The sequence below is a fragment of the Streptomyces sp. NPDC054847 genome (assembly GCF_053610925.1).
The window spans coordinates 14,690-38,571 of record NZ_JBSGZJ010000015.1 but is presented as its reverse complement, the minus strand read 5'-3'; the positions used below and the strand labels follow the sequence as shown (position 1 = coordinate 38,571).

Genomic DNA, 23,882 nt, shown 5'->3' with positions numbered 1-23,882 from the left:
GAGTACAACAAGTTCACGGGCTGATCCACCGCCCCAGAGCGACAGCCGAAGGGCCCGCGACCGCCACGGTCGCGGGCCCTTCGTCGTGCGCGGGTCAGGGCGTCAGGGTGTCCGGGCGATCAGATAACGGAACACGTTGGGCATCCAGACCGTCCCGTCCGGCCGCCGGTGGTCGTGGAGCGCCTCGGTGATCTCCTTCCCGACCTGTGCCTGGTCGGTCTCGCGCACGGCCGCGTCGTAGAGACCGGTCGACATGAGGCCCCGTACCGCGCTGTCCACGTCCGCGTATCCGAACGGGCAGGCCACCCGGCCGGAGCCGTCCGGGTTCAGGCCCGCGCGCGCGGCGATGTCCTCCAGGGCGTCGCGGTGGGCGGGACGCCGGCGCTCCCCGGCCACCCGCAGCACCCCGGACGTGGCGCACCGCTCCGGCGGGCCCCACCCCGTGAGCACCACGAGGCTCCTGCGCTCGACGAGACCGACCGCGTCCTTGAGCGCCTGTTCCAGGTCCTCCGCGTCTCGCGCGCCGCACCCGATCGGCTGAAACGCGGTGACCAGGTTGTATGCGGGGCGGGCGGGGCCCGCGTCGCCCGGTCCGCCGTCCACCAGCCGGGCCGTCGGACTGCCGTCCATCCGTTCCCGGGCGAGGGCGAGACGGTCGCTGTCGGTGTCGACGCCCGTCACCGTGGCACCGCGGGTCCTGGCGATCAGCAGGGCGAGGCCGGAGCCGCAACCCAGGGCCAGCAGCCGTGTACCGGCGCCCACCTCGAGGCGTTCGTAGACCGCTTCGTAGAGCGGCACGAGCATGCGTTCCTGGATCTCGGCCCAGTCCCGGGCGCGTGTGCCGGCTTCCGCAGAGGTCGCCGACGCCTTGTGGGGTCGGTGCTGGACGAGCGTGGATGTCATCGAAAGCGCCCCAATCCGCAGAGAGGTCGGTAATACCCTGAAGGTCAGCCCCCGTGTGCGTACGATCCGCGCTTCCCCGTATGCCAGAGAACTGCGCGGGCGTCCCCACGTCCAGGGGTTGTGCGGCACTGCTTGCGCCCCGAGGCGTACGCCCCGGACAACCTGGCCGATTCACGTGTAGGTCCCGTATCGCCGTACGATGCCCGCCATGGCAAAGGCACCCGTTCTCACGCCCCAGTCGGAAGACTTCCCGCGCTGGTACCAGGACCTGATCAACAAGGCCGAACTGGCGGACAACGGCCCGGTGCGCGGCACCATGGTCATCCGACCGTACGGCTACGGCCTGTGGGAGCGGATGCAGCAGGAGATGGACGCCCGCATCAAGGCCGCGGGCGCTCAGAACGCCTACTTCCCGCTCTTCATCCCCCAGTCTTACCTGACTCGCGAGGCTGAGCACGTCGAGGGCTTCGCGCCCGAACTCGCGGTGGTCACGCACGGTGGGGGCAAGGAGCTCGAGGAGCCGGTCGTGGTGCGCCCCACGTCCGAGACGATCATCAACGACTACTTCTCAAAATGGGTGCAGAGCTACCGGGATCTGCCGCTGCTGATCAACCAGTGGGCCAACGTGGTCCGTTGGGAGATGCGCCCCCGGGTCTTCCTCAGGACGACCGAATTCCTCTGGCAGGAGGGGCACACCGCCCACGCCACCTACGAGGACGCCAGGGACTACGCCGCCCACATCCATCGCGATGTCTACGCGGACTTCATGGTCAACGTCCTCGGCATCGACGTGGTGCTCGGCCGCAAGACGCCCAGGGAGCGGTTCGCCGGAGCGATCAACACCCTCACCCTGGAAGGGATGATGGGCGACGGCAAGGCCCTCCAGATGGGCACGAGCCATGAGCTCGGCACCAACTTCGCCAAGGCCTTCAACACGTCGTACCTGTCGAAGGACGGGCAGCAGGAACTGGTCTGGCAGACGTCGTGGGGTGTGTCGACCCGCATGGTGGGCGGACTGATCATGTCCCACGGCGACGACAACGGCCTGCGCGTCCCGCCGCGGCTCGCGGCCGTCCAGGTCGTCGTCATGGCCATCAAGGGCGACGAGGCCGTGGCCAAGGTGCATGAGGTCGGCCGACTGCTCACGGCGGCCGGCCTGCGGGTCCAGGTCGACGACCGCGTCGACACCCCCTTCGGTCGCCGTGCGGTCGACTGGGAGCTCAAGGGCGTGCCGGTGCGGATCGAGATCGGCCCGCGGGACCTGGAGGCGGGCACCGCGATGCTGGCCCGTCGCATCCCCGGAGGCAAGGAGCCGGTGAGCCTGGACTCGCTCGCCGCGCTGCTGCCGAAGATCCTCGAGGACGACCAGGCGCTGCTGCTCGAGCAGTCCCGGTCCCGCCGTGAGTCGCGCACGAGTGACGTCAGCACCATCGAGGAGGCCGCCGAAGCGGCGGCCGCCGGCGGATGGGCCCGCATTCCGTGGGCGACGCTGGGGCAGGAGGGCGAGGCCACGCTGGCGGAACAGGCGGTCTCGGTGCGCTGTCTCGTGGCCGAGGACGGGTCGGTGCCCGATGCGGACGACGCGCCGGGTACTGTCGCGATCGTCGCCCGGGCCTACTGACGGCCCTGCCGGCGGGGGCGGGTCGCTACGTACCACCTTGGTGTGAGCTGTGGAGATCCTCCGTAGATCGACGCACCCGCCCTCGTCAGGACCTATCAACGGCAACTGACAGCAACTGACTGGTACGTGCAAATTATTTGGGATGGCCCGGAATGGAACCCGCGGGCCGTCCGGCTCGTTATCACGACGTGAGCACGACACCACCTGTTCTCGCCGCAGAGCTGGCACAGGCGTGGGCCGACATTCAGCGGCACCACCCCGAGCTGCCGGACCTTGCCGCGCCCGAATCCCTGATCGGAGAGTCCTCGTCCGCCTGCGGCGCCGAGCTCTCCTTCGAGCGACTGCTTCACGAAGCAGTCCACGGCATCGCCGCCGCGCGAGGTGTCCGTGACACCTCGCGTGCCGGCCGCTACCACAACCGTCGCTTCCTGGCCCTTGCCGAGGAGATGGGCCTCGACCATGTGGACGAGCCGCACCCCAGCAGCGGCTTCTCGCTGGTCGCGCTCAACCCGGAGGCCAAGCGGCGGTACCGCCCCACGATCGAACGGCTGCAGCGCGCCCTCAAGGCGCACACCGCCGCGACGGCCTCGGACACCAAGCGCACCTTCCGCGGACCTGCCGCACGGCACGGTTCCTCGGGCGGCGGCGTGCGGGTCAAGGCCGTCTGCGACTGCGGCCGCAACGTCAGAGTCGTCCCGTCCGTCCTCGCGCAGGCGCCCATCGTCTGCGGGGGGTGCGGAAAGCCGTTCCGTATCCCGGAGGCAGTGGGCGCGGCGAGCTGATCGTCCGCGCCCGCGGGGGCAGGCTGCCGACGAGCTCGTCGGCCGGCGGGCCGTGCGCCGACGGGCCCGCCGGGATGCCCGGGCGGGTGAAAAGCCGTCGCCGGCATGTGGCACAATGGCTAGCTGTACTCGACAGCCGCACAGGAACCCTCTCGCCTCCGGCTGACGCGTCCATCGGGCACCCGAGTACCGCAACCCCACGTGGCATCTCGTTGTGCCCAACCACGTCAAGACCAGGAGACACCACTCCCGTGGCAGTCAAGATCAAGCTGAAGCGTCTCGGCAAGATTCGCCAGCCCCACTACCGCATCGTCGTCGCCGACTCCCGTACCCGCCGTGACGGCCGGGCCATCGAGGAGATCGGGCTGTACCACCCGACGTACAACCCGTCGCGCATCGAGGTCGACTCCGAGCGTGCCCAGTACTGGCTGTCCGTCGGCGCCCAGCCGACCGAGCCGGTTCTGGCCATCCTGAAGCTCACCGGTGACTGGCAGAAGGTCAAGGGCCTGCCGGCCCCGGAGAAGCCGCTGCTGGCCCCGGCGACGAAGGAAGACAAGCGCGCCTCCTTCGACGCCTTCGCCAAGGCCATCGAGGGTGACGACGCCAAGGGTGAGGCCATCACCCCGAAGGCGAAGAAGGCCGACAAGAAGGCGGACGAGGCCGAGGCCGCGCCCGCCGAGTCCACCGAGGCCTGAGGATGCTCGAGGAGGCTCTCGAGCACCTCGTGAAGGGCATCGTCGACAACCCGGACGATGTGCAGGTGGCTTCCCGCAACCTGCGTCGCGGGCGCGTGCTCGAGGTCCGGGTCCACCCCGACGACCTCGGTAAGGTGATCGGCCGCAACGGCCGCACCGCGCGCGCTCTGCGCACCGTCGTGGGCGCCATCGGCGGCCGTGGCATCCGCGTCGACCTCGTCGACGTGGACCAGGTCCGCTGAACAGTTGAACACCGGCTCGGGCCGGGGAGGGCTCCGGCTCTTCCCGGCCCTTGTCGTGTCGCGTCGAAGTCCGCAAACCGATAATTGAGTAACCGAGGAACCACGGCGGCAAGCGACCACCCCGCGCCAGCGGCGGCGGTCCGGCCGCACAGAGGGGTGAGCGTGCAGCTGGTAGTCGGACGGATCGGCCGGGCCCACGGCGTCAAGGGCGAGGTCACCGTCGAGGTACGCACGGACGAGCCGGAACTGCGGCTCGGACCGGGCGCCGTGCTGGCCACGGACCCGGCCACCGCCGGACCGCTGACCATCGAGACCGGCAGGGTGCACAGCGGCCGGCTGCTGCTGCGCTTCGAGGGCGTGAAGGACCGCAACGCCGCGGAGGCGCTGCGCAACACGCTGCTGATCGCCGAGGTGGACCCGGGGGAGCTTCCCGAGGAGCCCGACGAGTACTACGACCACCAGCTGATGGACCTGGACGTGGTGCTCGAGGACGGCACGGAGATCGGCCGGATCACCGAGATCAGCCATCTGCCCTCGCAGGACCTGTTCATCGTCGAACGGCCCGACGGCAGCGAGGTGATGATCCCGTTCGTCCAGGAGATCGTCGCCGAGATCGACCTGGAGGAGCAGCGGGCCGTGATCACCCCGCCGCCGGGACTGATCGACGACACCGAGGCCGAGGTCGCCTCCGCGCGTGACGCCTCGGAGGACGAGTCCTGATGCGGCTCGACGTCGTCACGATCTTTCCCGAGTACCTCGAACCGCTGAACGTCTCCCTGGTCGGCAAGGCCCGCGCCCGCGGTCAGCTCGGGGTCCACGTCCATGACCTGCGCGACTGGACGTACGACCGGCACAACACCGTCGACGACACCCCGTACGGCGGCGGCCCGGGCATGGTCATGAAGACCGAGCCGTGGGGCGACGCCCTCGACGACATCGTGGCGAGCGGCTACGAGGCGGGCGCCCAGGGCCCCGTACTCGTGGTTCCCACTCCGAGCGGCCGGCCGTTCACGCAGGAGGTCGCCGTCGAGCTCTCCGAGCGTCCGTGGCTGATCTTCACCCCCGCCCGCTACGAGGGCATCGACCGCCGGGTCATCGACGAGTACGCGACCCGGATGCCGGTCCACGAGGTCTCCATCGGCGACTACGTGCTCGCCGGCGGAGAGGCCGCCGTGCTGGTGATCACCGAGGCCGTCGCCCGGCTGCTTCCCGGCGTCCTCGGCAACGCCGAATCCCACCGGGACGACTCCTTCGCGCCCGGCGCGATGGCGAACCTGCTCGAGGGCCCCGTCTACACCAAGCCCCCCACCTGGCGCGGACGCGAGATTCCCGACGTGCTCGTCAGCGGCCACCACGGGAAGATCGCGCGTTGGCGGCGGGACCAGGCGCTCTGCCGCACGGCCCTCAACCGGCCGGATCTGATCGAGCGTTGCGACCCCGCGGCCTTCGACAAGAAGGACCGCGAGACCCTCTCCATCCTCGGCTGGGCACCCGAGCCCGGCGGCCGATTTTGGCGCAGGCCCGAGGCCGTGGAAGAATAAGCCGCTGCTGTACGTCCGGCCGGCGCCCCTGCCACAGGGGGAACGACGCCCGCCCGACCCGGCACCCCGGATCTCATACCGATATTCCGCTGATGACCTGTGGCATCGGCGAGGAAGCAGACCAAAATGGCTCACCTGCTCGACAGCGTCAACTCGGCTTCGCTGCGCAGCGACGTCCCGGCCTTCCGTCCCGGTGACACCGTGAACGTCCACGTTCGCGTCATCGAGGGCAACCGCTCCCGTATCCAGCAGTTCAAGGGCGTCGTCATCCGCCGCCAGGGCGCGGGCGTGAGCGAGACCTTCACGGTCCGCAAGGTCTCCTTCTCCGTCGGCGTCGAGCGCACCTTCCCGGTGCACAGCCCGATCTTCGAGAAGATCGAGCTCGTCACCCGCGGTGACGTCCGTCGCGCCAAGCTGTACTACCTCCGTGAGCTGCGCGGCAAGGCCGCGAAGATCAAGGAGAAGCGCGACAACTGAGCCTGAGCTCACAGCCGCGACGACGCTTCGGTTCAACCGGTCACAGGGCGGCCGGATAGGCTCTGCCCTCGATGGACACCGAAGCACAGCACACGGAGCGCGACCGCTCTTCCACCCCCGCGGACGGGGTCGAGGAAGAGGGGTCGCGCTCCGCGCGTCGTTACGGCGGTCGCCGTCCGCCGATGTCCCTGCGCACGGCGGGAGTCCTCGGAGGGGCCTGCGCCGTCTTCGTGCTGCTGCTGAGCCACTTCGTGATGCAGCCCTTCCAGATCCCCAGCAGTTCCATGGAGCCGACCCTTCAGGTCGGGGACCGGGTGCTGGTGAACAAGCTGGCGTACCGTTTCGGTGCGGAGCCCCGGCGTGGAGACGTGATCGTCTTCGACGGCACGGGCTCGTTCGTACCGGAGGGGGTGACGGAAAACCCTGTCAGTTCCGTAGTACGAGAGGGGCTCGCCGCACTCGGACTCGCCGAGCCCGCCGAGACGGATTTCGTCAAGCGGGTGGTGGGCGTGGGCGGTGACCGGGTTGTCTGCTGCGACAAGGGGGGCAGGGTCGAGGTGAACGGCGTGCCGGTCGACGAGAGATATCTGCACCCCGACGGCGGGCCCTCCGAGGTGGCCTTCGACATCGTCGTTCCCGAGGGCACGCTCTGGGTCATGGGGGACCACCGCAGCAACTCACGTGACTCCCGCGACCATCTCGGGCAGCCCGGTGGCGGCATGGTGCCCGTCGACATGGTCGTCGGCAGGGCGGACTGGATCGGCTGGCCGGTCGGCCGCTGGTCCGGCATCGACCCCACGGGCGCGTTCTCCGGCGTGCCCGACGCGCCCCCCGGCGGCGCCCATGGGTAACCGCGGGCGTAGTCCCAGCCACCGGGCGGACACCCGGCTGCCGACCGGGACCCGGCCGACGAACGGCGCGAGGCCGCTGCCCGGCCGTGCGGAACGGCGCCGGCTGGCACAGAAGGTCAAACGCAAGCGACGCCGCTCCGCCGTCAAGGAGATACCCCTCCTGATCACGGTGGCGCTGCTCATCGCCCTGGTGCTGAAGACGTTCCTGGTGCAGGCGTTCGTCATCCCGTCCGGCTCGATGGAGCAGACGATCAGGATCCAGGACCGCGTCCTGGTCGACAAGCTCACCCCGTGGTTCGGCGCGAAGCCGCAGCGGGGTGACGTCGTCGTCTTCAAGGACCCCGGCGGCTGGCTGCCGCCGGAGGAGAAGCCGAAGCAGGACGACCCGATCGTGGTCAAGCAGGTCAAGCAGGCCCTGACGTTCATCGGGCTGCTGCCGTCGGACGACGAGCGGGATCTCATCAAGAGGGTCGTCGCCGTCGGCGGCGACCGTGTGAAGTGCTGCGACAAGGACGGCCGGGTCACCGTCAACGGCGTGCCGCTGAACGAACCGTATCTGAACCCCGGGGACGTGCCCTCGACGATGACGTTCGACGTCCAGGTGCCCGAGGGACGGTACTTCGTGATGGGGGACCACCGGTCGGACTCGGCCGACTCCCGGTTCCATCTCGACGAGCAGGGCAGCGGCACGGTGGCTCAGGACCAGGTCGTCGGGCAGGCCGTCGTGATCGCCTGGCCGCTGGACCACTGGCGGCGGCTGGAGGAGCCGGAGACCTATGCGTCCGTGCCCGACGGGCGCGCCGGGGGGACGGCGGCACAGCCGCCGTCGAATAGTGTGTCCTCCCAGGACCGGAATCAGATGGTCCTGCTCCCGACCCCTGCGGAACTCCCGCTCGTTATGGGAGTGGTGGGCCTGTACCTGCTGTGGCACAGGCGGTTCGCACGGCGTGAGGAGTGGATGTGGGGGACGTGGCGGTCGGCGCACGGTCCGGGCACGACGATCCCGAGGAGCGGAAGGGGTCTTCTGAGACGCCCTCGGACATGACGGACGACTCGGCGTCGGCGACCGGCGACGGCGGCGATTCCTCGGAGGGCAGCGGTACGGATCGGAAGAAGCAGAAGTCCTTCTGGAAGGAACTGCCGCTCCTGGTCGGTATCGCGCTCCTGCTGGCGCTGCTGATCAAGACGTTCCTGGTGCAGGCGTTCTCCATCCCGTCGGACTCGATGATGAACACCCTCCAGCGCGGCGACCGTGTCCTCGTGGACAAGCTCACCCCGTGGTTCGGGTCGGAGCCCGAGCGCGGCGAGGTCGTGGTCTTCCACGATCCGGGCGGCTGGCTCGAGGGCGAGCCCACGCCGGAGCCGAACGTCGTGCAGAAGTTCCTCAGCTTCATCGGGCTGATGCCGTCCGCCGAGGAAAAGGACCTCATCAAGCGGACGATCGCGGTCGGCGGCGACACGGTGGAGTGCAAGAAGGGCGGCCCGGTCAAGGTCAACGGCAAGGCCCTGGACGAGCGGGACTACATCTTCCCCGGCAGCTCCGCCTGCGACGACATGCCGTTCGGGCCGTTCAAGGTGCCCGACGACAAGATCTGGGTGATGGGCGACAACCGCCAGAACTCCCAGGACTCCCGCTACCACATGGAAGACGTGAACCGCGGATTCGTCCCGGTCGAGAAGGTCGTGGGCCGCGCCGTGGTGGTCGCATGGCCGCTGGACCGCTGGTCCACGCTCCCCGTGCCGGGCACCTTCGACCAGCCCGGGATCGACGCTGCCGCCGCCGCGCTGCCCGCCGCCGCTCCCGCGGCGCTCGGGGTGGCCGGCGCGCTGCCGGTCGTGCTGTGGCGCAGGAGGCTGATGACCGGCAGGCGTACCGCCGGGTAGGGTGCCGCCCAGATCGCCGATCCCCGGGGAACGTCCCGGGGGTCGTATCTCCGAGGTGGGGAGCGCCGGGATGGGCGGAACGGGACGTGACGACGACGGCCGCGGCCGGCTCGGCAACGCGCTGTCGGGGCTGGCCGTGGCCGTCGGCTGTGTGCTCTTCCTCGGCGGTTTCGTGTGGGGCGCCCTCGTCTACCAGCCGTACACGGTGCCCACGGCTTCAATGGCGCCGACCGTGGAGGCGGGCGACCGGGTGCTGGCGGAGCGCATCGACGGCGCGGACGTGCGCCGCGGTGACGTCGTGGTCTTCCGCGACAAGCTGTGGGGCGACATGCCCATGATCAAACGTGTGGTGGGCGTCGGCGGCGACGAGATCGCCTGCTGCGCCGACAACGGCCGGCTGACCGTGAACGGCAAGGCCGTCGAGGAACCGTATCTGCTCCAGAGCGACGGGCCCGCGTCGCAGAAGTTCACCGCGAGCGTGCCCGAGGGGCAGCTGTTCCTCCTCGGCGACGAGCGGATGGGTTCGCTCGACTCACGGTCCCACCTCCAGGACCCCGGCCACGGCTCGGTCCCGCGTTCCGCCGTCTCCGCACGGGTGGACGCCGTGGCGTGGCCGCTCGACGGCGGCCTGGTCGAACGGCCCGCCGGGTTCGAGGCACTGCCGGGCGGAGTGTCGCAGCCCGGACCGGTGAAACTCATGCTCGGCGCGGTGGTCGCCGGCGCCGTCCTCATCTTCGGCGGGGCCGCCTACGGGCCGGTGGCGGGGCGTCTCGGCCGCAGCCGGCGCGCGGACAGGGAGGTCTCCGGTGTCGCATGACGGGCCGGGCGCCGTGCCCCCGCTCCGCAAGGTCTCCCGGGTCGTGCTGCTCGATCCGCAGGACCGGATCCTGCTCATGCACGGGTACGAGCCGGGGGACCCGGCGGACGACTGGTGGTTCACCCCGGGCGGCGGCCTGGAGGGCGAGGAGACGCGGGAAGAGGCCGCGCTGCGGGAACTGGCCGAGGAGACCGGGATAACCGACGTGGAACTGGGGCCGGTGCTGTGGCAGCGCCAGTGCTCGTTCCCGTTCGACGGCCGGCGCTGGGACCAGGACGAATGGTATTTCCTGGCGCGTACGACACAGACCGAGACCGCCCCGGGCGGGCTGACGGAGCTCGAGCAGCGGAGCGTCGCGGGCCTCAGATGGTGGACCTCCGCCGAACTGTCGGCGGCGCGTGAGACGGTGTATCCGACCAGGCTCGCCGAGCTGCTGCGGACGCTGCTCGACGAGGGACCCCCGGGTGCGCCGGTGGTTCTGGACACGGAAACCGTCCAGGACCCCAGTGCGGCTGGCGCACAATAGGGGGACGCAAGGCTGAAGGGGAACATGCCATGAGCGCCGAGGACCTCGAGAAGTACGAGACCGAGATGGAGCTGAAGCTCTACCGGGAGTACCGAGACGTCGTCGGGCTGTTCAAATACGTCATCGAGACCGAGCGTCGCTTCTACCTCACCAACGACTACGAGATGCAGGTGCACTCGGTCCAGGGCGAGGTCTTCTTCGAGGTCTCGATGGCGGACGCCTGGGTGTGGGACATGTACCGGCCCGCCAGATTCGTCAAGCAGGTCCGGGTGCTCACCTTCAAGGACGTGAACATCGAGGAGCTCAACAAGAGCGACCTCGAGCTTCCCGGCAGCTGATTCCACTCCTGCGGGTGACGCGGTTTCCCACACGCCGCGGGCTGTCCACAGCTTTCGACCAAGATCCACATTGAGGGGTCCCACGCGTCAGAGTCGGTGCCGGAGGTGGTGCCGGAATGAACGCGACGGGGGCACTGGGACGGTACGGAGAGGACCTGGCGGCGAGGTTGCTGACCAGGTCCGGCATGCGGCTGCTGGCAAGGAACTGGCGCTGCGGTCGGTCCGGGGAGATCGACATCGTCGCCCGCGACGGCGACACGGTCGTCGTCTGCGAGGTCAAGACCCGCAGGATCGGCGGGTACGAACATCCGATGGCCGCGATCACACCGGTCAAGGCGGTACGGCTGCGGCGGCTCGCCGAGTGCTGGCTCGAGCGGCACGGCGGCGCACCAACGGGCGGCGTGCGCATCGACCTCGTCGGCGTGCTGCTGCCCAGGCGCGGCCGCGCGGTCGTCGAGCACGCCCGCGGGGTGGCCTGATGGGATTCGCACGCGCGTGTTCCGTCGCCCTGGTCGGCGTCGAGGGCGTAGTGGTCGAGGTCCAGGCGGATCTGGAGCCGGGAGTCGCCGCGTTCACGCTCGTCGGCCTTCCGGACAAGAGCCTGGTGGAGAGCCGGGACCGGGTGCGGGCGGCCGTGGTGAACTCGGGCGCCGAGTGGCCGCAGAAGAAACTCACCGTGGGGCTCAGCCCGGCGTCCGTGCCCAAGGGCGGGAGCGGCTTCGATCTCGCCGTGGCCGTCGCCGTGCTCGGCGCCGCCGAGCGGATCGACCCGCGGCAGATCGCCGACCTTGTGCTCATCGGGGAGCTGGGCCTCGACGGCCGGGTCAGACCGGTGCGAGGTGTGCTGCCCGCAGTGCTCGCCGCGGCCGAGGCCGGGTACGAACAGGTCGTCGTGCCCGAGCAGACAGCCGGTGAGGCTTCACTCGTACCGGGGATCTCGGTCCTCGGCGTCCGGAGTCTGCGACAGTTGATCGCGGTGCTCGCCGACGAGCCGGTGCCCGACGAAGAGGCCGTCGAGGAGGGCAGACCCGACCCCATGCTGGCGGGGCTGCTGGTGCCGGGCGCGGGCGTCGGCACGGGCATCGCCGCGGACGCGGCGGGCGGACCGGACCTGGCCGACGTCGCCGGTCAGCACACCGCACGCACGGGCCTCGAGGTCGCGGCGGCCGGCGGACACCATCTGCTGCTCTCGGGCCCGCCGGGCGCGGGAAAGACCATGCTCGCCGAGCGGCTGCCCGGTGTGCTGCCGCCGCTGACCCGCCGGGAGTCACTCGAAGTGACGGCGGTGCACTCGGTGGCGGGCCTGCTCCCGCCGGGCCAGCCGCTGGTGCGGACACCGCCGTACTGCGCACCGCACCATTCCGCGACGATGCAGTCGCTGGTCGGTGGCGGGAACGGCCTGCCGAAGCCGGGTGCCGTCTCTCTCGCACACCGTGGACTGCTCTTTCTCGACGAGGCGCCGGAGTTCTCCGGGAAGGCGCTGGACGCCCTGCGGCAGCCCCTGGAGTCGGGCCATGTGGTCGTGGCCAGGAGCGGGGGCGTGGTGCGTCTGCCGGCCAGATTCCTGATGATGCTGGCCGCCAACCCGTGCCCCTGCGGGCGGCACACCCTGCACGGCGCCGGGTGCGACTGCCCCGCCTCGGCGATCCGGCGGTACCAGGCCCGGCTGTCGGGCCCGCTGCTGGACCGGGTCGACCTGCGCATCGAGGTCGAGCCGGTGAGCCGGTCCGACCTGCTCGGCCAGGGCGGCCGCGGAGACTCCACGGCGGTGGTGGCCGACCGGGTGCGCGAGGCGCGGGCACGTGCGGCGGCCCGTCTGGACGGCACTCCGTGGTCCGTCAACAGCGAGGTCCCCGGCCACGAACTGCGGACCCGCTGGACGGTCTCGCCCGGGGCGCTGGCTGCGGCGGAGCGGGACGTGGACCGTGGTCTGCTCACGGCACGCGGTCTGGACCGGGTGCTGAGAGTCGCCTGGACGGTCGCGGACCTCGCCGGCAGGGACCGGCCGGAGGCGTCCGACGTCGCCCTGGCCCTTGAACTGCGGACCGGGATCGCGCGGGGCGTACCGGCAGGGGCCGTCGCGGTGATCGGAGGCCGGCCATGACGCCGCGGACACCGGACCGTGGCGCCGACGACCGGGAGCGGATGGCGCGCGCCGCGTTGACGCGCATCCTCGAACCGGGGGACGAGCACGGCGGACGGTGGCTTCGCCAGTTCGGCGCCGAGGGACTACTGGCCCTGCTGACATCGGAGGACTGCGCCGCCGGGGCCCTCACGGGCGTTTCCGAGCAGCGGGTACAGGGGCTGCGGGACCGGGCGGTGGGAGTGTGCCCGGAGCGGGACCTGGACGCCGTGCACGCGGTGGGCGGCCGGTTCGTCGTGCCGGGCGACGCCGAGTGGCCGAGCCAGCTCGACGACCTCCAGGACGCCTCACCCGTCGGGCTGTGGGTGCGGGGCAGGCCCGACCTGAGGAAATGGGCGCTGCGCTCGGTCGCGGTGGTGGGGGCGCGGGCCTGCACGCCGTACGGGGCGCACATGGCCACGGGTCTCGGGGCCGGACTCGCGGAGCGCGGCTGGGTCGTGGTGTCAGGGGCGGCGTTCGGCGTGGACGGCTCGGCACACCGCGGAGCGCTGGCCGCCGGCGGTGCCACGGTGGCCGTCCTCGCCTGCGGTGTCGATGTCGCCTACCCCCGCGGTCACGGCAAATTGATCGGACGCATCGTCGAACAGGGGCTCGTAATCGGCGAGTTGCCGCCGGGCGGCCATCCCACCCCGAGCAGGTTCGTCCAGCGCAACCGCGTCATCGCCGCGTTGACGAGGGGCACTGTCGTGGTCGAGGCCGAGTACCGCAGCGGCTCGTTGGTCACCGCGCGCAGTGCCCAACGGCTCGGCCGTCACACGATAGGAGTGCCCGGACCGGTCACCAGCGGGCTGTCGGCAGGCGTCCACGAACTGCTGCGCGGCGAGAGTGTGCTGGTCACCGACGCGGCGGAAGTCGTCGAACTGATCGGCCGGATAGGGGAACTGGCGCCGACGCACAGCGGTCCCGTGGTGCCCAGGGACCTGCTGGACCCGCTCGCCAGGCGGGTTCTCGAGGCGCTGCCCGCGCGGGGTGCCTGCGCCGTGCACCAGGTCGCCCGCGAAGGCGGCACGACGATCGACGAGGCCCGCGGCAAGCTGTACGAACTTCATTCACTCGGATTCGTGGAACGGGACGGAGAGGGATGGAAGTTGACGCGCAGACGACGTCATGGTTCGAACGCGCGGCGAGGCGTTACTTGACCCCGGGCATTCGGGTGAAAAGGTGAAGCCGATGACCTCTGCAGTCCAGTCGACGGGACCGGAGGGGCCGGTGCATGGGGCATCGGCCCCGGCTCGAAGGTGTGGACGACGGCGCATACCTGCCCCGGTTCGAAGGTGTGGACGAAGGCGCATACCCGCACCGGTTCGTAAGCCGGTCCTTCGCCCACCGCAACCGTGCAGTCACGCTACGCTCACCGGGTTCCCGGCCCAGGCGGCCTCCCGCTCCCTTCACAGCAGAACGGCTCAAGGCAACGCATGCCCCAGCACACCTCCGGGTCTGACCGCGCGGCAGCGCCACCCGCTGCCCGTGGCACCGTGCGGCCTGCCGCACCCTCGTCGCTCGAGGAGTTGTGGCGGTCGTACAAGGCCACGGGTGACGGCCGGCTGCGGGAACAGCTGATCCTGCACTACTCGCCGCTGGTCAAGTACGTCGCGGGCCGGGTGAGCGTCGGCCTGCCGTCCAACGTCGAGCAGGCGGACTTCGTCTCCTCCGGAGTCTTCGGGCTCATCGACGCCATCGAGAAGTTCGACATCGAGCGGTCGATCAAGTTCGAGACGTACGCCATCACCCGGATCCGCGGCGCGATGATCGACGAACTGCGCGCCCTGGACTGGATCCCCCGGTCCGTGCGGCAGAAGGCCCGGGCCGTGGAGCGTGCGTACGCCACGCTGGAGGCCCAGCTGCGGCGCACACCTTCGGAGTCCGAGGTCGCCGAGGAGATGGGCATCACGGTCGACGAACTGCACTCGGTTTTCAGCCAGTTGTCGCTCGCGAACGTGGTGGCGCTGGAGGAGTTGCTGCACGTCGGGGGCGAGGGCGGCGAGCGCCTCAGCCTCATGGACACGCTCGAGGACACCGCCGCCGACAACCCGGTCGAGGTGGCCGAGGACCGGGAGCTGCGCAGACTCCTCGCCCGGGCCATCAACACCCTGCCGGACCGTGAGAAGACCGTCGTCACGCTCTACTACTACGAGGGGCTCACGCTGGCCGAGATCGGGAATGTCCTCGGCGTCACGGAGAGCAGGGTCAGCCAGATCCACACCAAGTCGGTGCTGCAGCTGCGGGCGAAGCTGGCCGACGTGGGACGGTGACTCTGGGATCGCCCGGGTGGGATCCGTAAAGTGGTGGCGTGCCCAGGATTCGAGCGGCCTCCGTGGCCGAGCACCGGACGATGCAGCGAGGCGCCCTGCTGGACGCCGCGCGTTCCCTCCTGTCCGAAGGCGGTACGGAGGCGCTGACCTTCCCCGCCCTGGCCGAGCGCACCGGCTTGGCGAGGTCTTCCGTCTACGAGTACTTCCGGTCGCGTGCCGCGGTCGTCGAGGAGCTCTGCGCGGTGGACTTCCCCGTCTGGGCGTCCGAGGTGGAGACCGCTATGGGCAGCGCGGACACCCCGGAGGGCAAGGTCGAGGCGTATGTGCGCCGCCAGCTCGAGCTGGTCGGTGACCGGCGGCACCGGGCCGTCGTCGCCATCTCGGCGAGCGAGCTGGAGGCCGGGGCCAGGGAGAAGATCCGCGCCGCGCACGGGGCTCTGATCGCCATGATCGTCGAGGCCCTCGGCGAGCTCGGCCAGGAGCGGCCCCGGCTGACCGCGATGCTGCTTCAGGGCGTGGTCGACGCGGCGGTCCGCCGTATCGAGCTCGGCGCGGCCGAGGAGCCCGACGCCATCGCGGAAGCGGCCGTCGCCATGGTGCTGCGAGGCGTGCGGGGCTGAGCGTGGCCGCCGCGACGGGCGCCCGTCGGGCGTGAGTTCCGTGTGCGTGCGGGCCCGCCGGACCGTGCGCCGGGCCCGGCATCGCGTGGTCGCCCGCGCAGGGCGCGGTGCGCCACCGCGCCACCCGCCAGCAGCAAGGTCGCGTGGAGCAGGTCCGCCGCCCCTGCGGCGGCCGTCGGCGGGAGCGCCTCGGGGGCTGCGCGGGGGCCGGGGACTCCGAACACCGGTAGCAGGCGCGACGGTCCGCGGCGCAGCATCCAGGGCGGCAGCAGGGCCAGCGGGTCCAGGTACGCCAAGCCGCGTCGCAGCCCCCAGTGCAGACAGCCCCGGCAGTGGGAGGCCCCCGGCTCGACGGTCGCCACGACCTGCCCGGCCGTCACGGCCGTGCCTTCGTCGACCAGCGGGCGGACCGGTTCGTAGCTCGTACGCAACGGCGGGTCACCCGTACCGGTGAGAGTGATGGTGAGGACGCCCCGGCCGGCGACCGACCCGGCGAAGGAGACCGTGCCGGAGGCCGCCGCTCGCACGGGCGCGCCGGCGGCCGCGGCCAGGTCCACGCCACGGTGCCCCGGGCCGTAGGGGGACGAGGGGGGCTCCCACCCCCGAACGACGAGCGGCCGCGGCGCACCGACCGGCCAGCTCCGTGGCGCGTCCGGATCCGGCGCAGCCGTGGTGAGGCCTTCACCGCTGCGCGCGGGAGTCGCGGGCCGGTGCCGGACGTCCGCGGTCAGGCCGTCATCGCTGCGCGCGGGCGGTGGCGCGTCCGGGTCCGGAGTCGCTTGCCTGGGCCCGGTGTCCGTGGGGAGGGCGTGCCGGCTGCCCGCCGGTCCTGGCGGGGTGGCGGGCGGCGGGGCTTCCGGCGCGGACGACGTCGGACCACCGGTGCCCGGCGTACCGACCGTGACGAGACGCTGGTCGAGCTCGTGCGGCGAAGGGCCGGTGCCGGTACGAAGGTCAGGGGCGCTGACCGTGACCACCGGCCCGGCACGGGCCGGCCCCGGTGCTGACGGTGCAAGAAAGCCCGTCACGGCTGTCACAGCCGTCACGGCCGTCGCGACAAGCACAGGCACGGTGGAGATCCGCCAGATCACAAACGCGGAAAGCGCACAGTTCATGGACGGAACCGTGCCCCGGAAGCCGCCGCCCCCGTTGATCATGGTCCGGATCTGTGGACAACCGGTCCGTTGTGGACAGCGCCGTCACCCGGTGCGTCCGCGGTCCCGTACACTTCTTCTGGCGATCCGGGTCACCGGGTCGACTTCGCACGCCCCGCCACCAGACTCTCATCGGTCGGTGGCCGCGCTCCTCGGTCCCTTGCGGCACGGCGCGTCGGGGCGTCAGGACATAACCGAGAACCCAAGGAGATACGGCCATGGCCGTCGTCACGATGCGGGAGCTGCTGGAGAGCGGCGTCCACTTCGGTCACCAGACCCGTCGTTGGAACCCGAAGATGAAGCGATTCATCTTCACGGAGCGCAACGGCATCTACATCATCGACCTGCTCCAGTCGCTGTCGTACATCGACCGCGCCTACGAGTTCGTCAAGGAGACCGTCGCGCACGGCGGCTCCATCATGTTCGTGGGCACCAAGAAGCAGGCCCAGGAGGCCATCGCCGAGCAGGCGACGCGCGTCGGCATGCCGTACGTCAACCAGCGCTGGCTGGGTGGCATGCTCACCAACTTCTCCACCGTCTACAAGCGTCTGCAGCGCCTCAAGGAGCTCGAGCAGATCGACTTCGAGGACGTGGCCGCCTCCGGCCTCACCAAGAAGGAGCTCCTGGTCCTCTCGCGTGAGAAGGCCAAGCTGGAGAAGACCCTCGGTGGTATCCGCGAGATGCAGAAGGTGCCCAGCGCCGTCTGGATCGTCGACACCAAGAAGGAGCACATCGCCGTCGGTGAGGCGCGCAAGCTCCACATCCCGGTCGTCGCGATCCTGGACACCAACTGCGACCCCGACGAGGTCGACTACAAGATCCCGGGCAACGACGACGCGATCCGCTCCGTCACCCTGCTCACCCGCGTGATCGCCGACGCCGTCGCCGAGGGCCTCATCGCCCGCTCCGGCGTCGCCACCGGCGACTCCAAGCCGGGCGAGAAGGCCGCCGGCGAGCCGCTCGCCGAGTGGGAGCGTGACCTCCTCGAGGGCGAGAAGAAGGCTGACTCCGAGGACGCTGCCGAGGCCAAGCCGGCCGAGGCCGCTGCCGAGGCCCCGGCCGCCGACGCTGCGGAGGCCCCGGCCGCCGAGGCTGAGAAGCCGGCGGACGCCGAGCAGGCCTGACCTCACAGGTTCGGTTGTTGACGGCGGGGACGGTGCCAGTGGGCATCGCCCCCGCCGATCACCCGTAGATCTTCGACTTTCGACTTTCGAGAGAGATTCAAGGACATGGCGAACTACACCGCCGCTGACGTCAAGAAGCTCCGCGAGCTCACCGGCGCCGGCATGATGGACTGCAAGAAGGCGCTGGACGAGGCCGAAGGCAACGTCGACAAGGCCGTCGAGGCCCTGCGCATCAAGGGCCAGAAGGGCGTCGCCAAGCGCGAGGGCCGCTCCGCCGAGAACGGCGCCGTCGTCTCCCTCATCGCCGAGGACAACACCTCCGGTGTCCTCGTCGAGCTGAAGTGCGAGACGGACTTCGTCGCCAAGGGTGACAAGTTCCAGGCCGTCGCCGGCGCGCTCGCCGCGCACGTCGCCAAGACTTCCCCGGCCGACCTCGAGGCGCTGCTCGCCTCCGAGATCGAGCCCGGCAAGACCGTGCAGGCGTACGTCGACGAGGCCAATGCCAACCTCGGCGAGAAGATCGTCCTGGACCGCTTCGCGCAGTTCTCCGGCGCGTACGTCGCCGCCTACATGCACCGCACCATGCCCGACCTGCCCCCGCAGATCGGTGTCCTGGTCGAGCTGGACAAGCCGAACGCCGAGCTCGCCAAGGGCGTTGCGCAGCACATCGCCGCCTTCGCGCCGAAGTACCTCTCGCGCGAGGACGTCCCGGCCGAGGTCGTCGAGGCCGAGCGCCGCGTCGCCGAGGAGACCACCCGCGCCGAGGGCAAGCCCGAGGCCGCCCTCCCGAAGATCGTCGAGGGTCGCGTCAACGGCTTCTTCAAGGAGGCCACCCTCCTCGGCCAGCCGTACGCGCTCGACAACAAGAAGTCCGTCCAGCAGATTCTGGACGAGGCCGGTGTCGCCCTGAAGCGCTTCACGCGCATCAAGGTCGGCATCTGAGTCCGTACGCTACGGACACCGGACCCCGGTAGGGTCTGAAGCAGTCGTCCTCGGTGTTCGCGCCGGACGATCGCAGATCTGACGAGGAGGCCATTGCCGTACGGGAAACCGCAAGGACCCACTGGCAATGGCCTTCTTCGCATGTGCACGAGGAGATCTCCATGAATCAGGGCGCCGCACAAAGCGACGACAACCACGGCAAGAAGTCCGGACGCTTCATGCTGAAGCTGTCCGGTGAGGCCTTCGCCGGAGGAGGGGGTCTGGGCGTCGACCCCGACGTCGTACACGCAATCGCCCGCGAGATCGCCGCGGTCGTACGGGACGGGGCAGAGATCGCGGTCGTCATCGGCGGAGGCAACTTCTTCCGCGGGGCCGAGCTCCAGCAGCGCGGCATGGACCGGGCCCGCTCCGACTACATGGGCATGCTCGGCACGGTCATGAACTGCCTCGCCCTCCAGGACTTCCTGGAGAAGGAAGGCATCGACTCGCGTGTCCAGACCGCCATCACGATGGGCCAGGTCGCGGAGCCGTACATCCCGCTGCGCGCCGTGCGCCACCTGGAGAAGGGCCGCGTGGTCATCTTCGGCGCCGGTATGGGCATGCCCTACTTCTCCACCGACACCACCGCTGCCCAGCGGGCCCTCGAGATCGACGCGGAAGCGCTCCTCATGGGCAAGAACGGTGTCGACGGGGTCTACGACTCCGACCCCAAGACCAACGCGGACGCGGTCAAGTTCGACGCGCTGGAGTACGGCGAGGTGCTGTCGCGCAACCTCAAGGTCGCCGACGCCACGGCGATCACGCTCTGCCGTGACAACGCCCTGCCGATCCTCGTCTTCGAGCTCCTTACCGAGGGCAATATCGCCCGGGCCGTCAAGGGTGAGAAGATCGGCACGCTCGTGAGCAACCGGGGCACCCGAGCCTGATCCGGGGGCGCTCCCTCGAGGGATGGACAAAGTCCTGCCGGTCGGACACCGTGCAGGCAATACGCGACGCAGGTCCCGCCGGCCCAGTGGTACGAGCCGGGCCAACCTCAAGACACGCAGGAGCAAGTGGTGATCGAAGAGACCCTCCTCGAGGCCGAGGAGAAGATGGAGAAGGCCGTCCTGGTCGCCAAGGATGACTTCGCCGCGATCCGCACCGGACGTGCGCACCCGGCGATGTTCAACAAGATCGTGGCGGACTACTACGGTGCCCTGACCCCGATCAACCAGCTGGCCTCGTTCTCGGTTCCCGAGCCGCGGATGGCAGTCGTCACGCCGTTCGACAAGACCGCTCTGCGCAACATCGAGCAGGCGATCCGCGACTCCGACCTGGGCGTCAACCCGAGCAACGACGGCAACATCATCCGGGTGGTGTTCCCGGAGCTCACCCAGGACCGCCGCAAGGAGTACATCAAGGTCGCCAAGACCAAGGCGGAGGACGCCAAGATCTCGATCCGCTCCGTGCGCCGCAAGGCCAAGGAGACGATCGACAAGCTGATCAAGGACGGCGAGGTCGGCGAGGACGAGGGCCGCCGTGCGGAGAAGGAGCTCGACGACACCACCGCGAAGTACGTCGCGCAGGTGGACGAGCTGCTCAAGCACAAGGAAGCCGAGCTGCTCGAGGTCTGATGAACGACTCTTCCTGGGGGGCCCCGCACGGCGCCGGATACGCCGGAGCATGGCCGCCGCCCGACCAGGGGCCCCTCCCGGCGGGTCCCGCATACGATGGGCGCGACGCGCAGCAGACTCGCCCCATGCCCATCGTGCCGGACCTTCCCGACGCAGGTAGAGACGCCGAGGACCACCGCGGCGAACACCGCGAGGACCGTGACCAGGGGGCCGCTCGGCCGGGCGGCCCCCTGTTCCGCGACGAGATGCCGCAGGAGCCCATGCCCACCCCGCCGCCGTCGGGCGATCCCACTCCGCAGCCCTCCGCCCGGCCCGAACCGCCGCAGAAGAAGCGCGCCGGCCGGGACCTGCGCGCGGCGATAGGGGTCGGCGTCGGGCTCGGCGCGGTGATCGTCGTCTCCCTCTTCCTCGTCAAGGCCGTCTTCGTCGGCGTGATCGCTGTCGCCGTCGTCGTCGGTCTGTGGGAGCTGACCTCCCGGCTCGAGGAGCGCAAGCAGATCAAGGCACCCCTCGTCCCCCTCGCGGTGGGCGGCGCGGCGATGGTCGTCGCCGGCTATGTCCGCGGGGCGGAGGGCGCATGGGTGGCGATGGCTCTCACCGCGCTCGCGGTGCTCGTCTGGCGCATGACCGACCGGCCGGAGGGCTATCTGAGGGACGTCACGGCCGGCGTGTTCGCCGCCTTCTACGTCCCTTTCCTGGCGACGTTCGTCGCGCTGATGCTGACGGCGGACGACGGTCCGGAGCGGGTGCTCACCTTCCTGCTGCTCACCGTGGTCAGCGACACCGGCGCGTACGCGGTCGGCTGGCGCTTCGGCAAGCACAAGCTCGCGCCGCGCATCAGCCCCGGCAAGACCCGCGAGGGGCTCCTCGGCGCGGTGTCGTTCGCGATGGCCGCCGGGGCGCTGTGCATGCAGTTCCTCATCGACGAGGGGACCTGGTGGCAGGGTCTCCTCCTCGGCCTCGCCGTCGCCGTCAGCGCCACGCTGGGCGACCTCGGGGAGTCGATGATCAAGCGGGACCTCGGCATCAAGGACATGGGCACGCTGCTTCCCGGCCACGGCGGCATCATGGACCGCCTCGACTCGCTGCTGCCGACGGCGCCGGTGGTGTGGCTGCTGCTGGTGGTCTTCGTGGGGTCGGGCTGACCTCGTGGATCCGCGTGAGGGCCCGTCGTCCAGCAGGGCGGCGGGCCCTCTTCGTCGGATCAGCGAGGTGACCGCGGTCCAGCCGCGAAACGGGCGAGCTCCTCGGCGGCGCCGCGAGGCAGGCCGGCGACCGCTTCCTCCGGCAGTGCCGTGATCACGGCGCGCAGGCGGGCGCCGAGGTCCGGCAGCAGGTCCCAGGCGGAGGCCGGGACCTCGACGGCGGCCAGCAGCAGGTCTCCTTCGTAGAAGTACGCGTCCAGCAGCGGCTCCTCGAGGAGCAGGCGCACCACCAGCGGAAGCACGTGGGCCAGGGCCACCTGCTGCGTGACGAGCGTGCGCAGATCCGCCGGACCGAGCCGGCCCAGCGGAACGCGCCGCAGTCCGTGCACCTTGCGGACCAGGTGGGTCGCGTCAGGGGCAGGAGCCGTCCAGCGGGGCGGATCCAGCTCGTCGAGCGTGCGGTCGAGATGCAGCAGGTGGTCCATGGGGGCATTCTCGACCCGCGATCGGAGCGTGCGGGACGGGCCCTGGGCCATCTGTGGCCCGTGAGTACTCATCAGCCCAAGATCAAAATGGCGGAGCGTCGTCGACAGCTTCACTCGCAGGCGGTGAAGCGCTGTCCGTAGGCGTGGTCTCGTCGCCTTTCCTGCGTCGCTGTTCGCGTTCGAACCGTTGCTGACGCTGCGCCACTCGTGCGGGTGACTGGTAGACCTCTTCGAGAACCTCATCCATCAGGCCGAGGGTCTCGTCAGCGGCGGCTACGTCAATCGGCTCCACCACGAGAAGGTCGTGGGCGTCCTCGTTCCCGCCGAATCGTTCCTCGTGGGCAGCATCTCTCACGTTCTTGTGGATGATTCGCAGCTCCAAGAGTGCGTCGATCTTCATATCGAGCGAACCAGCCGTGATGCCACGGTCTTTGGCAGTTGAGCGGCTTCGTGTCGCACCGGTCCGCACACCATCGATGGATGGGGGTGACCGAGATACTCGCTCACGGCCTTGATGCTTTCTCCCGCATTCAGCAGAACCAAGGCGTGAACCGCGGATGAGCTCGACCTGTCGGGCCACGTGCGCTTTCTCCTTCTGGCCGGCCGTCACTGCGCCGGGATATGCGTACGCCATTGGAAGGAAGAACGGAGGAATGGCTATCGCTTGCCTGTCGTGAGCCCGCAGATGCGAATTCGCGGGCGATACAGTTCATTTGAGGTTGCCTCAGGTTGAAGTCGGCATTCCTACAGTATGAATAGGCGCCCTCCGTGACTTGCGTGGCTCTCGGCGCGCGGTGGGCCACTGTGCCTCAATGAATTCGGTGAATGTCCGTGCACTAGCTGCCAGTTCTGCAGGAAGGTTCAATGATGAAGCGTAAGTCGCTTCGCAGATCTTGGGTCCAGACCGCCACGATGCTTTCGGCTGCGGGATGCCTTGGCGTGGTCGTCAACCTCGCGTCAACGGCAACCGCCCTCGCCGATGCACTCGGCGAGCCCCGTATCGATTACGCGCTCGGGGTGCCAGGCCCGAATGGCGCCGTCAGTGCCGATTTCGATCCCCGCCCCCGGTGGGAAGCCCATGACCACGACGACGAAGAAGGAGAGGGACGCTGGTGGGGCGGCTGGCACCATAAGCACCAAGGATCCCAAGGGCCCCAAGGCGACATCGGCGCGCAGGGGCCCCAGGGGTTCCAGGGTGACACCGGTGCGCAGGGCAGCCAGGGTTTCCAGGGCGACACCGGCGCACAGGGTCCCCAGGGTGACGGGGGTGGTGCGCAGGGGCCTCAGGGGTTCCAGGGTGAGGCCGGTGCGCAGGGCAGCCAGGGTTTCCAGGGTGAGGCTGGTGCGCAGGGGAGCCAGGGGTTCCAGGGTGAGGCTGGTGCGCAGGGCAACCAGGGGTTCCAGGGTGACACCGGCGCACAGGGTCCCCAGGGTGACGGGGGTGGTGCGCAGGGGCCCCAGGGGTTCCAGGGTGAGGCCGGTGCGCAGGGCAGTCAGGGTGACACCGGTGCTCAGGGTTTCCAGGGTGAGGCTGGTGCGCAGGGGACCCAGGGTTTCCAGGGCGATGCTGGTGCGCAGGGCAACCAGGGTGAGGCCGGTGCGCAGGGCAACCAGGGGTTCCAGGGTGAGGCCGGTGCGCAGGGCAACCAGGGGTTCCAGGGCGATGCTGGTGCGCAGGGCAACCAGGGGTTCCAGGGCGATGCTGGTGCGCAGGGCAACCAGGGGTT

26 protein-coding genes and 2 pseudogenes are annotated in these 23,882 nt (G+C 70.1%); 23 read left to right on the top strand and 5 right to left on the bottom strand.

The window, feature by feature from the left end; translation table 11 throughout:
- Positions 1-102: 102 nt before the first annotated feature.
- A complete protein-coding gene (locus ACWGH4_RS03690) occupies positions 103-903 on the bottom strand; it encodes a class I SAM-dependent methyltransferase (RefSeq protein ID WP_453455108.1) in 801 nt (266 codons plus the stop codon).
- Positions 904-1,111: 208 nt separating this feature from the next.
- On the opposite strand from ACWGH4_RS03690, the gene proS reads away from it, so the two are divergent.
- From proS to ACWGH4_RS03600, 18 genes and pseudogenes are all read left to right on the top strand, one after another.
- Positions 1,112-2,524, top strand: coding sequence for a proline--tRNA ligase (proS, locus tag ACWGH4_RS03685; protein ID WP_453455105.1), 1,413 nt, complete (start codon positions 1,112-1,114; stop codon positions 2,522-2,524).
- 152 nt (positions 2,525-2,676) lie between these two features.
- A complete protein-coding gene (locus ACWGH4_RS03680; RefSeq protein WP_453455102.1) occupies positions 2,677-3,306 on the top strand; it encodes a hypothetical protein in 630 nt (209 codons plus the stop codon).
- 251 nt (positions 3,307-3,557) lie between these two features.
- Complete coding sequence (gene rpsP, locus ACWGH4_RS03675; protein ID WP_005311362.1) at positions 3,558-4,001, top strand: 30S ribosomal protein S16; 444 nt, start codon at positions 3,558-3,560, stop codon at positions 3,999-4,001.
- A gap of 2 nt (positions 4,002-4,003) precedes the next feature.
- Complete coding sequence (locus ACWGH4_RS03670) at positions 4,004-4,243, top strand: RNA-binding protein (protein WP_005311361.1); 240 nt, start codon at positions 4,004-4,006, stop codon at positions 4,241-4,243.
- Positions 4,244-4,405: 162 nt separating this feature from the next.
- Positions 4,406-4,963 carry a ribosome maturation factor RimM gene (gene rimM, locus ACWGH4_RS03665; RefSeq protein WP_453455098.1) on the top strand — a complete coding sequence of 186 codons (558 nt, stop codon included), beginning with the start codon at positions 4,406-4,408 and terminating at the stop codon, positions 4,961-4,963.
- Positions 4,963-5,784 (top strand): tRNA (guanosine(37)-N1)-methyltransferase TrmD, encoded by an 822-nt coding sequence (gene trmD / locus ACWGH4_RS03660; protein WP_453455095.1) that lies wholly within the window; start codon positions 4,963-4,965, stop codon positions 5,782-5,784. Before rimM ends, trmD begins: the two co-directional genes overlap by 1 nt.
- Before the next feature lie 126 nt (positions 5,785-5,910).
- Positions 5,911-6,261: a 50S ribosomal protein L19 gene (gene rplS / locus ACWGH4_RS03655; RefSeq protein WP_159686518.1), complete on the top strand. Its 351-nt coding sequence runs from the start codon at positions 5,911-5,913 to the stop codon at positions 6,259-6,261.
- Positions 6,262-6,332: 71 nt separating this feature from the next.
- The gene (gene lepB / locus ACWGH4_RS03650; RefSeq protein ID WP_441266413.1) at positions 6,333-7,112 is read left to right on the top strand and encodes a signal peptidase I; all 780 of its coding nucleotides are present in this window, start codon (positions 6,333-6,335) and stop codon (positions 7,110-7,112) included.
- Positions 7,105-8,140, top strand: a pseudogene (gene lepB / locus ACWGH4_RS03645) (signal peptidase I). The gene lepB (ACWGH4_RS03650) and the pseudogene lepB (ACWGH4_RS03645) overlap by 8 nt, the downstream one beginning before the upstream one ends.
- Positions 8,082-8,996 carry a signal peptidase I gene (gene lepB / locus ACWGH4_RS03640; protein WP_453455116.1) on the top strand — a complete coding sequence of 305 codons (915 nt, stop codon included), beginning with the start codon at positions 8,082-8,084 and terminating at the stop codon, positions 8,994-8,996. The pseudogene lepB (ACWGH4_RS03645) and the gene lepB (ACWGH4_RS03640) overlap by 59 nt, the downstream one beginning before the upstream one ends.
- 70 nt (positions 8,997-9,066) lie before the next feature.
- A complete protein-coding gene (lepB, locus tag ACWGH4_RS03635) occupies positions 9,067-9,813 on the top strand; it encodes a signal peptidase I (protein ID WP_441266412.1) in 747 nt (248 codons plus the stop codon).
- Positions 9,803-10,339 (top strand): NUDIX hydrolase, encoded by a 537-nt coding sequence (locus tag ACWGH4_RS03630; protein WP_453455090.1) that lies wholly within the window; start codon positions 9,803-9,805, stop codon positions 10,337-10,339. The genes lepB (ACWGH4_RS03635) and ACWGH4_RS03630 overlap by 11 nt, the downstream gene beginning before the upstream one ends.
- A gap of 29 nt (positions 10,340-10,368) precedes the next feature.
- Positions 10,369-10,677 (top strand): DUF2469 domain-containing protein, encoded by a 309-nt coding sequence (locus tag ACWGH4_RS03625; RefSeq protein WP_005311352.1) that lies wholly within the window; start codon positions 10,369-10,371, stop codon positions 10,675-10,677.
- A gap of 116 nt (positions 10,678-10,793) precedes the next feature.
- The gene (locus ACWGH4_RS03620; RefSeq protein WP_453455087.1) at positions 10,794-11,156 is read left to right on the top strand and encodes a YraN family protein; all 363 of its coding nucleotides are present in this window, start codon (positions 10,794-10,796) and stop codon (positions 11,154-11,156) included.
- Positions 11,156-12,781, top strand: coding sequence for a YifB family Mg chelatase-like AAA ATPase (locus tag ACWGH4_RS03615; protein WP_453455085.1), 1,626 nt, complete (start codon positions 11,156-11,158; stop codon positions 12,779-12,781). The genes ACWGH4_RS03620 and ACWGH4_RS03615 overlap by 1 nt, the downstream gene beginning before the upstream one ends.
- Complete coding sequence (dprA, locus tag ACWGH4_RS03610) at positions 12,778-13,959, top strand: DNA-processing protein DprA (RefSeq protein ID WP_453455082.1); 1,182 nt, start codon at positions 12,778-12,780, stop codon at positions 13,957-13,959. The genes ACWGH4_RS03615 and dprA overlap by 4 nt, the downstream gene beginning before the upstream one ends.
- A 276-nt stretch (positions 13,960-14,235) precedes the next feature.
- Complete coding sequence (whiG, locus tag ACWGH4_RS03605; RefSeq protein WP_441266407.1) at positions 14,236-15,072, top strand: RNA polymerase sigma factor WhiG; 837 nt, start codon at positions 14,236-14,238, stop codon at positions 15,070-15,072.
- Positions 15,073-15,134: 62 nt separating this feature from the next.
- The gene (locus ACWGH4_RS03600) at positions 15,135-15,692 is read left to right on the top strand and encodes a TetR/AcrR family transcriptional regulator (RefSeq protein ID WP_453455114.1); all 558 of its coding nucleotides are present in this window, start codon (positions 15,135-15,137) and stop codon (positions 15,690-15,692) included.
- Positions 15,693-15,889: 197 nt separating this feature from the next.
- Here ACWGH4_RS03600 and ACWGH4_RS03595 read toward each other — a convergent pair.
- A pseudogene (locus ACWGH4_RS03595) lies at positions 15,890-16,339 on the bottom strand (peptidoglycan DD-metalloendopeptidase family protein); the annotation flags it as partial.
- Between the two features lie 725 nt (positions 16,340-17,064).
- On the opposite strand from ACWGH4_RS03595, the gene rpsB reads away from it, so the two are divergent.
- The 5 genes from rpsB to ACWGH4_RS03570 all read left to right on the top strand — a co-directional run bounded on the left by rpsB (position 17,065) and on the right by ACWGH4_RS03570 (position 21,670).
- Positions 17,065-17,970, top strand: a complete 906-nt coding sequence (gene rpsB, locus ACWGH4_RS03590; RefSeq protein ID WP_453455079.1) for a 30S ribosomal protein S2 — start codon at positions 17,065-17,067, stop codon at positions 17,968-17,970.
- A gap of 105 nt (positions 17,971-18,075) precedes the next feature.
- Entirely contained in the window at positions 18,076-18,912 is an 837-nt protein-coding gene (gene tsf, locus ACWGH4_RS03585; RefSeq protein WP_307708525.1) for a translation elongation factor Ts, read from the top strand.
- A 161-nt stretch (positions 18,913-19,073) separates the two neighbouring features.
- Positions 19,074-19,838, top strand: coding sequence for a UMP kinase (gene pyrH / locus ACWGH4_RS03580; protein WP_441266405.1), 765 nt, complete (start codon positions 19,074-19,076; stop codon positions 19,836-19,838).
- A gap of 129 nt (positions 19,839-19,967) precedes the next feature.
- Positions 19,968-20,525, top strand: a complete 558-nt coding sequence (frr, locus tag ACWGH4_RS03575) for a ribosome recycling factor (RefSeq protein WP_005311329.1) — start codon at positions 19,968-19,970, stop codon at positions 20,523-20,525.
- On the top strand, positions 20,525-21,670 hold the full coding sequence (locus tag ACWGH4_RS03570) for a phosphatidate cytidylyltransferase (RefSeq protein ID WP_453455074.1): 1,146 nt from the start codon (positions 20,525-20,527) through the stop codon (positions 21,668-21,670). The genes frr and ACWGH4_RS03570 overlap by 1 nt, the downstream gene beginning before the upstream one ends.
- Before the next feature lie 59 nt (positions 21,671-21,729).
- Here ACWGH4_RS03570 and ACWGH4_RS03565 read toward each other — a convergent pair whose 3' ends face one another.
- From ACWGH4_RS03565 to ACWGH4_RS03555, 3 genes are all read right to left on the bottom strand, one after another.
- Entirely contained in the window at positions 21,730-22,155 is a 426-nt protein-coding gene (locus ACWGH4_RS03565) for a contact-dependent growth inhibition system immunity protein (protein WP_453455071.1), read from the bottom strand.
- Positions 22,156-22,237: 82 nt separating this feature from the next.
- The gene (locus tag ACWGH4_RS03560; RefSeq protein ID WP_453455069.1) at positions 22,238-22,555 is read right to left on the bottom strand and encodes a hypothetical protein; all 318 of its coding nucleotides are present in this window, start codon (positions 22,553-22,555) and stop codon (positions 22,238-22,240) included.
- A 557-nt stretch (positions 22,556-23,112) separates the two neighbouring features.
- The coding region (locus tag ACWGH4_RS03555; RefSeq protein ID WP_453455066.1) for a hypothetical protein at positions 23,113-23,882 on the bottom strand (770 nt) is incomplete at its 5' end.

Excerpts from the sequence above, each read along its gene's own strand:
- ACWGH4_RS03690 (WP_453455108.1), bottom strand. The coding sequence starts at position 903 with ATGACATCCACGCTCGTCCAGCACCGACCCCACAAGGCGTCGGCGACC.
- proS (WP_453455105.1), top strand. The coding sequence starts at position 1,112 with ATGGCAAAGGCACCCGTTCTCACGCCCCAGTCGGAAGACTTCCCGCGC.
- ACWGH4_RS03680 (WP_453455102.1), top strand. The coding sequence starts at position 2,677 with ATGGAACCCGCGGGCCGTCCGGCTCGTTATCACGACGTGAGCACGACA.
- ACWGH4_RS03670 (WP_005311361.1), top strand. The coding sequence starts at position 4,004 with ATGCTCGAGGAGGCTCTCGAGCACCTCGTGAAGGGCATCGTCGACAAC.
- trmD (WP_453455095.1), top strand. The coding sequence starts at position 4,963 with ATGCGGCTCGACGTCGTCACGATCTTTCCCGAGTACCTCGAACCGCTG.
- rplS (WP_159686518.1), top strand. The coding sequence starts at position 5,911 with ATGGCTCACCTGCTCGACAGCGTCAACTCGGCTTCGCTGCGCAGCGAC.
- lepB (WP_441266413.1), top strand. The coding sequence starts at position 6,333 with ATGGACACCGAAGCACAGCACACGGAGCGCGACCGCTCTTCCACCCCC.
- lepB (WP_441266412.1), top strand. The coding sequence starts at position 9,067 with ATGGGCGGAACGGGACGTGACGACGACGGCCGCGGCCGGCTCGGCAAC.
- ACWGH4_RS03625 (WP_005311352.1), top strand. The coding sequence starts at position 10,369 with ATGAGCGCCGAGGACCTCGAGAAGTACGAGACCGAGATGGAGCTGAAG.
- ACWGH4_RS03620 (WP_453455087.1), top strand. The coding sequence starts at position 10,794 with ATGAACGCGACGGGGGCACTGGGACGGTACGGAGAGGACCTGGCGGCG.
- ACWGH4_RS03615 (WP_453455085.1), top strand. The coding sequence starts at position 11,156 with ATGGGATTCGCACGCGCGTGTTCCGTCGCCCTGGTCGGCGTCGAGGGC.
- dprA (WP_453455082.1), top strand. The coding sequence starts at position 12,778 with ATGACGCCGCGGACACCGGACCGTGGCGCCGACGACCGGGAGCGGATG.
- whiG (WP_441266407.1), top strand. The coding sequence starts at position 14,236 with ATGCCCCAGCACACCTCCGGGTCTGACCGCGCGGCAGCGCCACCCGCT.
- rpsB (WP_453455079.1), top strand. The coding sequence starts at position 17,065 with ATGGCCGTCGTCACGATGCGGGAGCTGCTGGAGAGCGGCGTCCACTTC.
- tsf (WP_307708525.1), top strand. The coding sequence starts at position 18,076 with ATGGCGAACTACACCGCCGCTGACGTCAAGAAGCTCCGCGAGCTCACC.
- pyrH (WP_441266405.1), top strand. The coding sequence starts at position 19,074 with ATGAATCAGGGCGCCGCACAAAGCGACGACAACCACGGCAAGAAGTCC.
- ACWGH4_RS03570 (WP_453455074.1), top strand. The coding sequence starts at position 20,525 with ATGAACGACTCTTCCTGGGGGGCCCCGCACGGCGCCGGATACGCCGGA.
- ACWGH4_RS03565 (WP_453455071.1), bottom strand. The coding sequence starts at position 22,155 with ATGGACCACCTGCTGCATCTCGACCGCACGCTCGACGAGCTGGATCCG.
- ACWGH4_RS03560 (WP_453455069.1), bottom strand. The coding sequence starts at position 22,555 with ATGAAGATCGACGCACTCTTGGAGCTGCGAATCATCCACAAGAACGTG.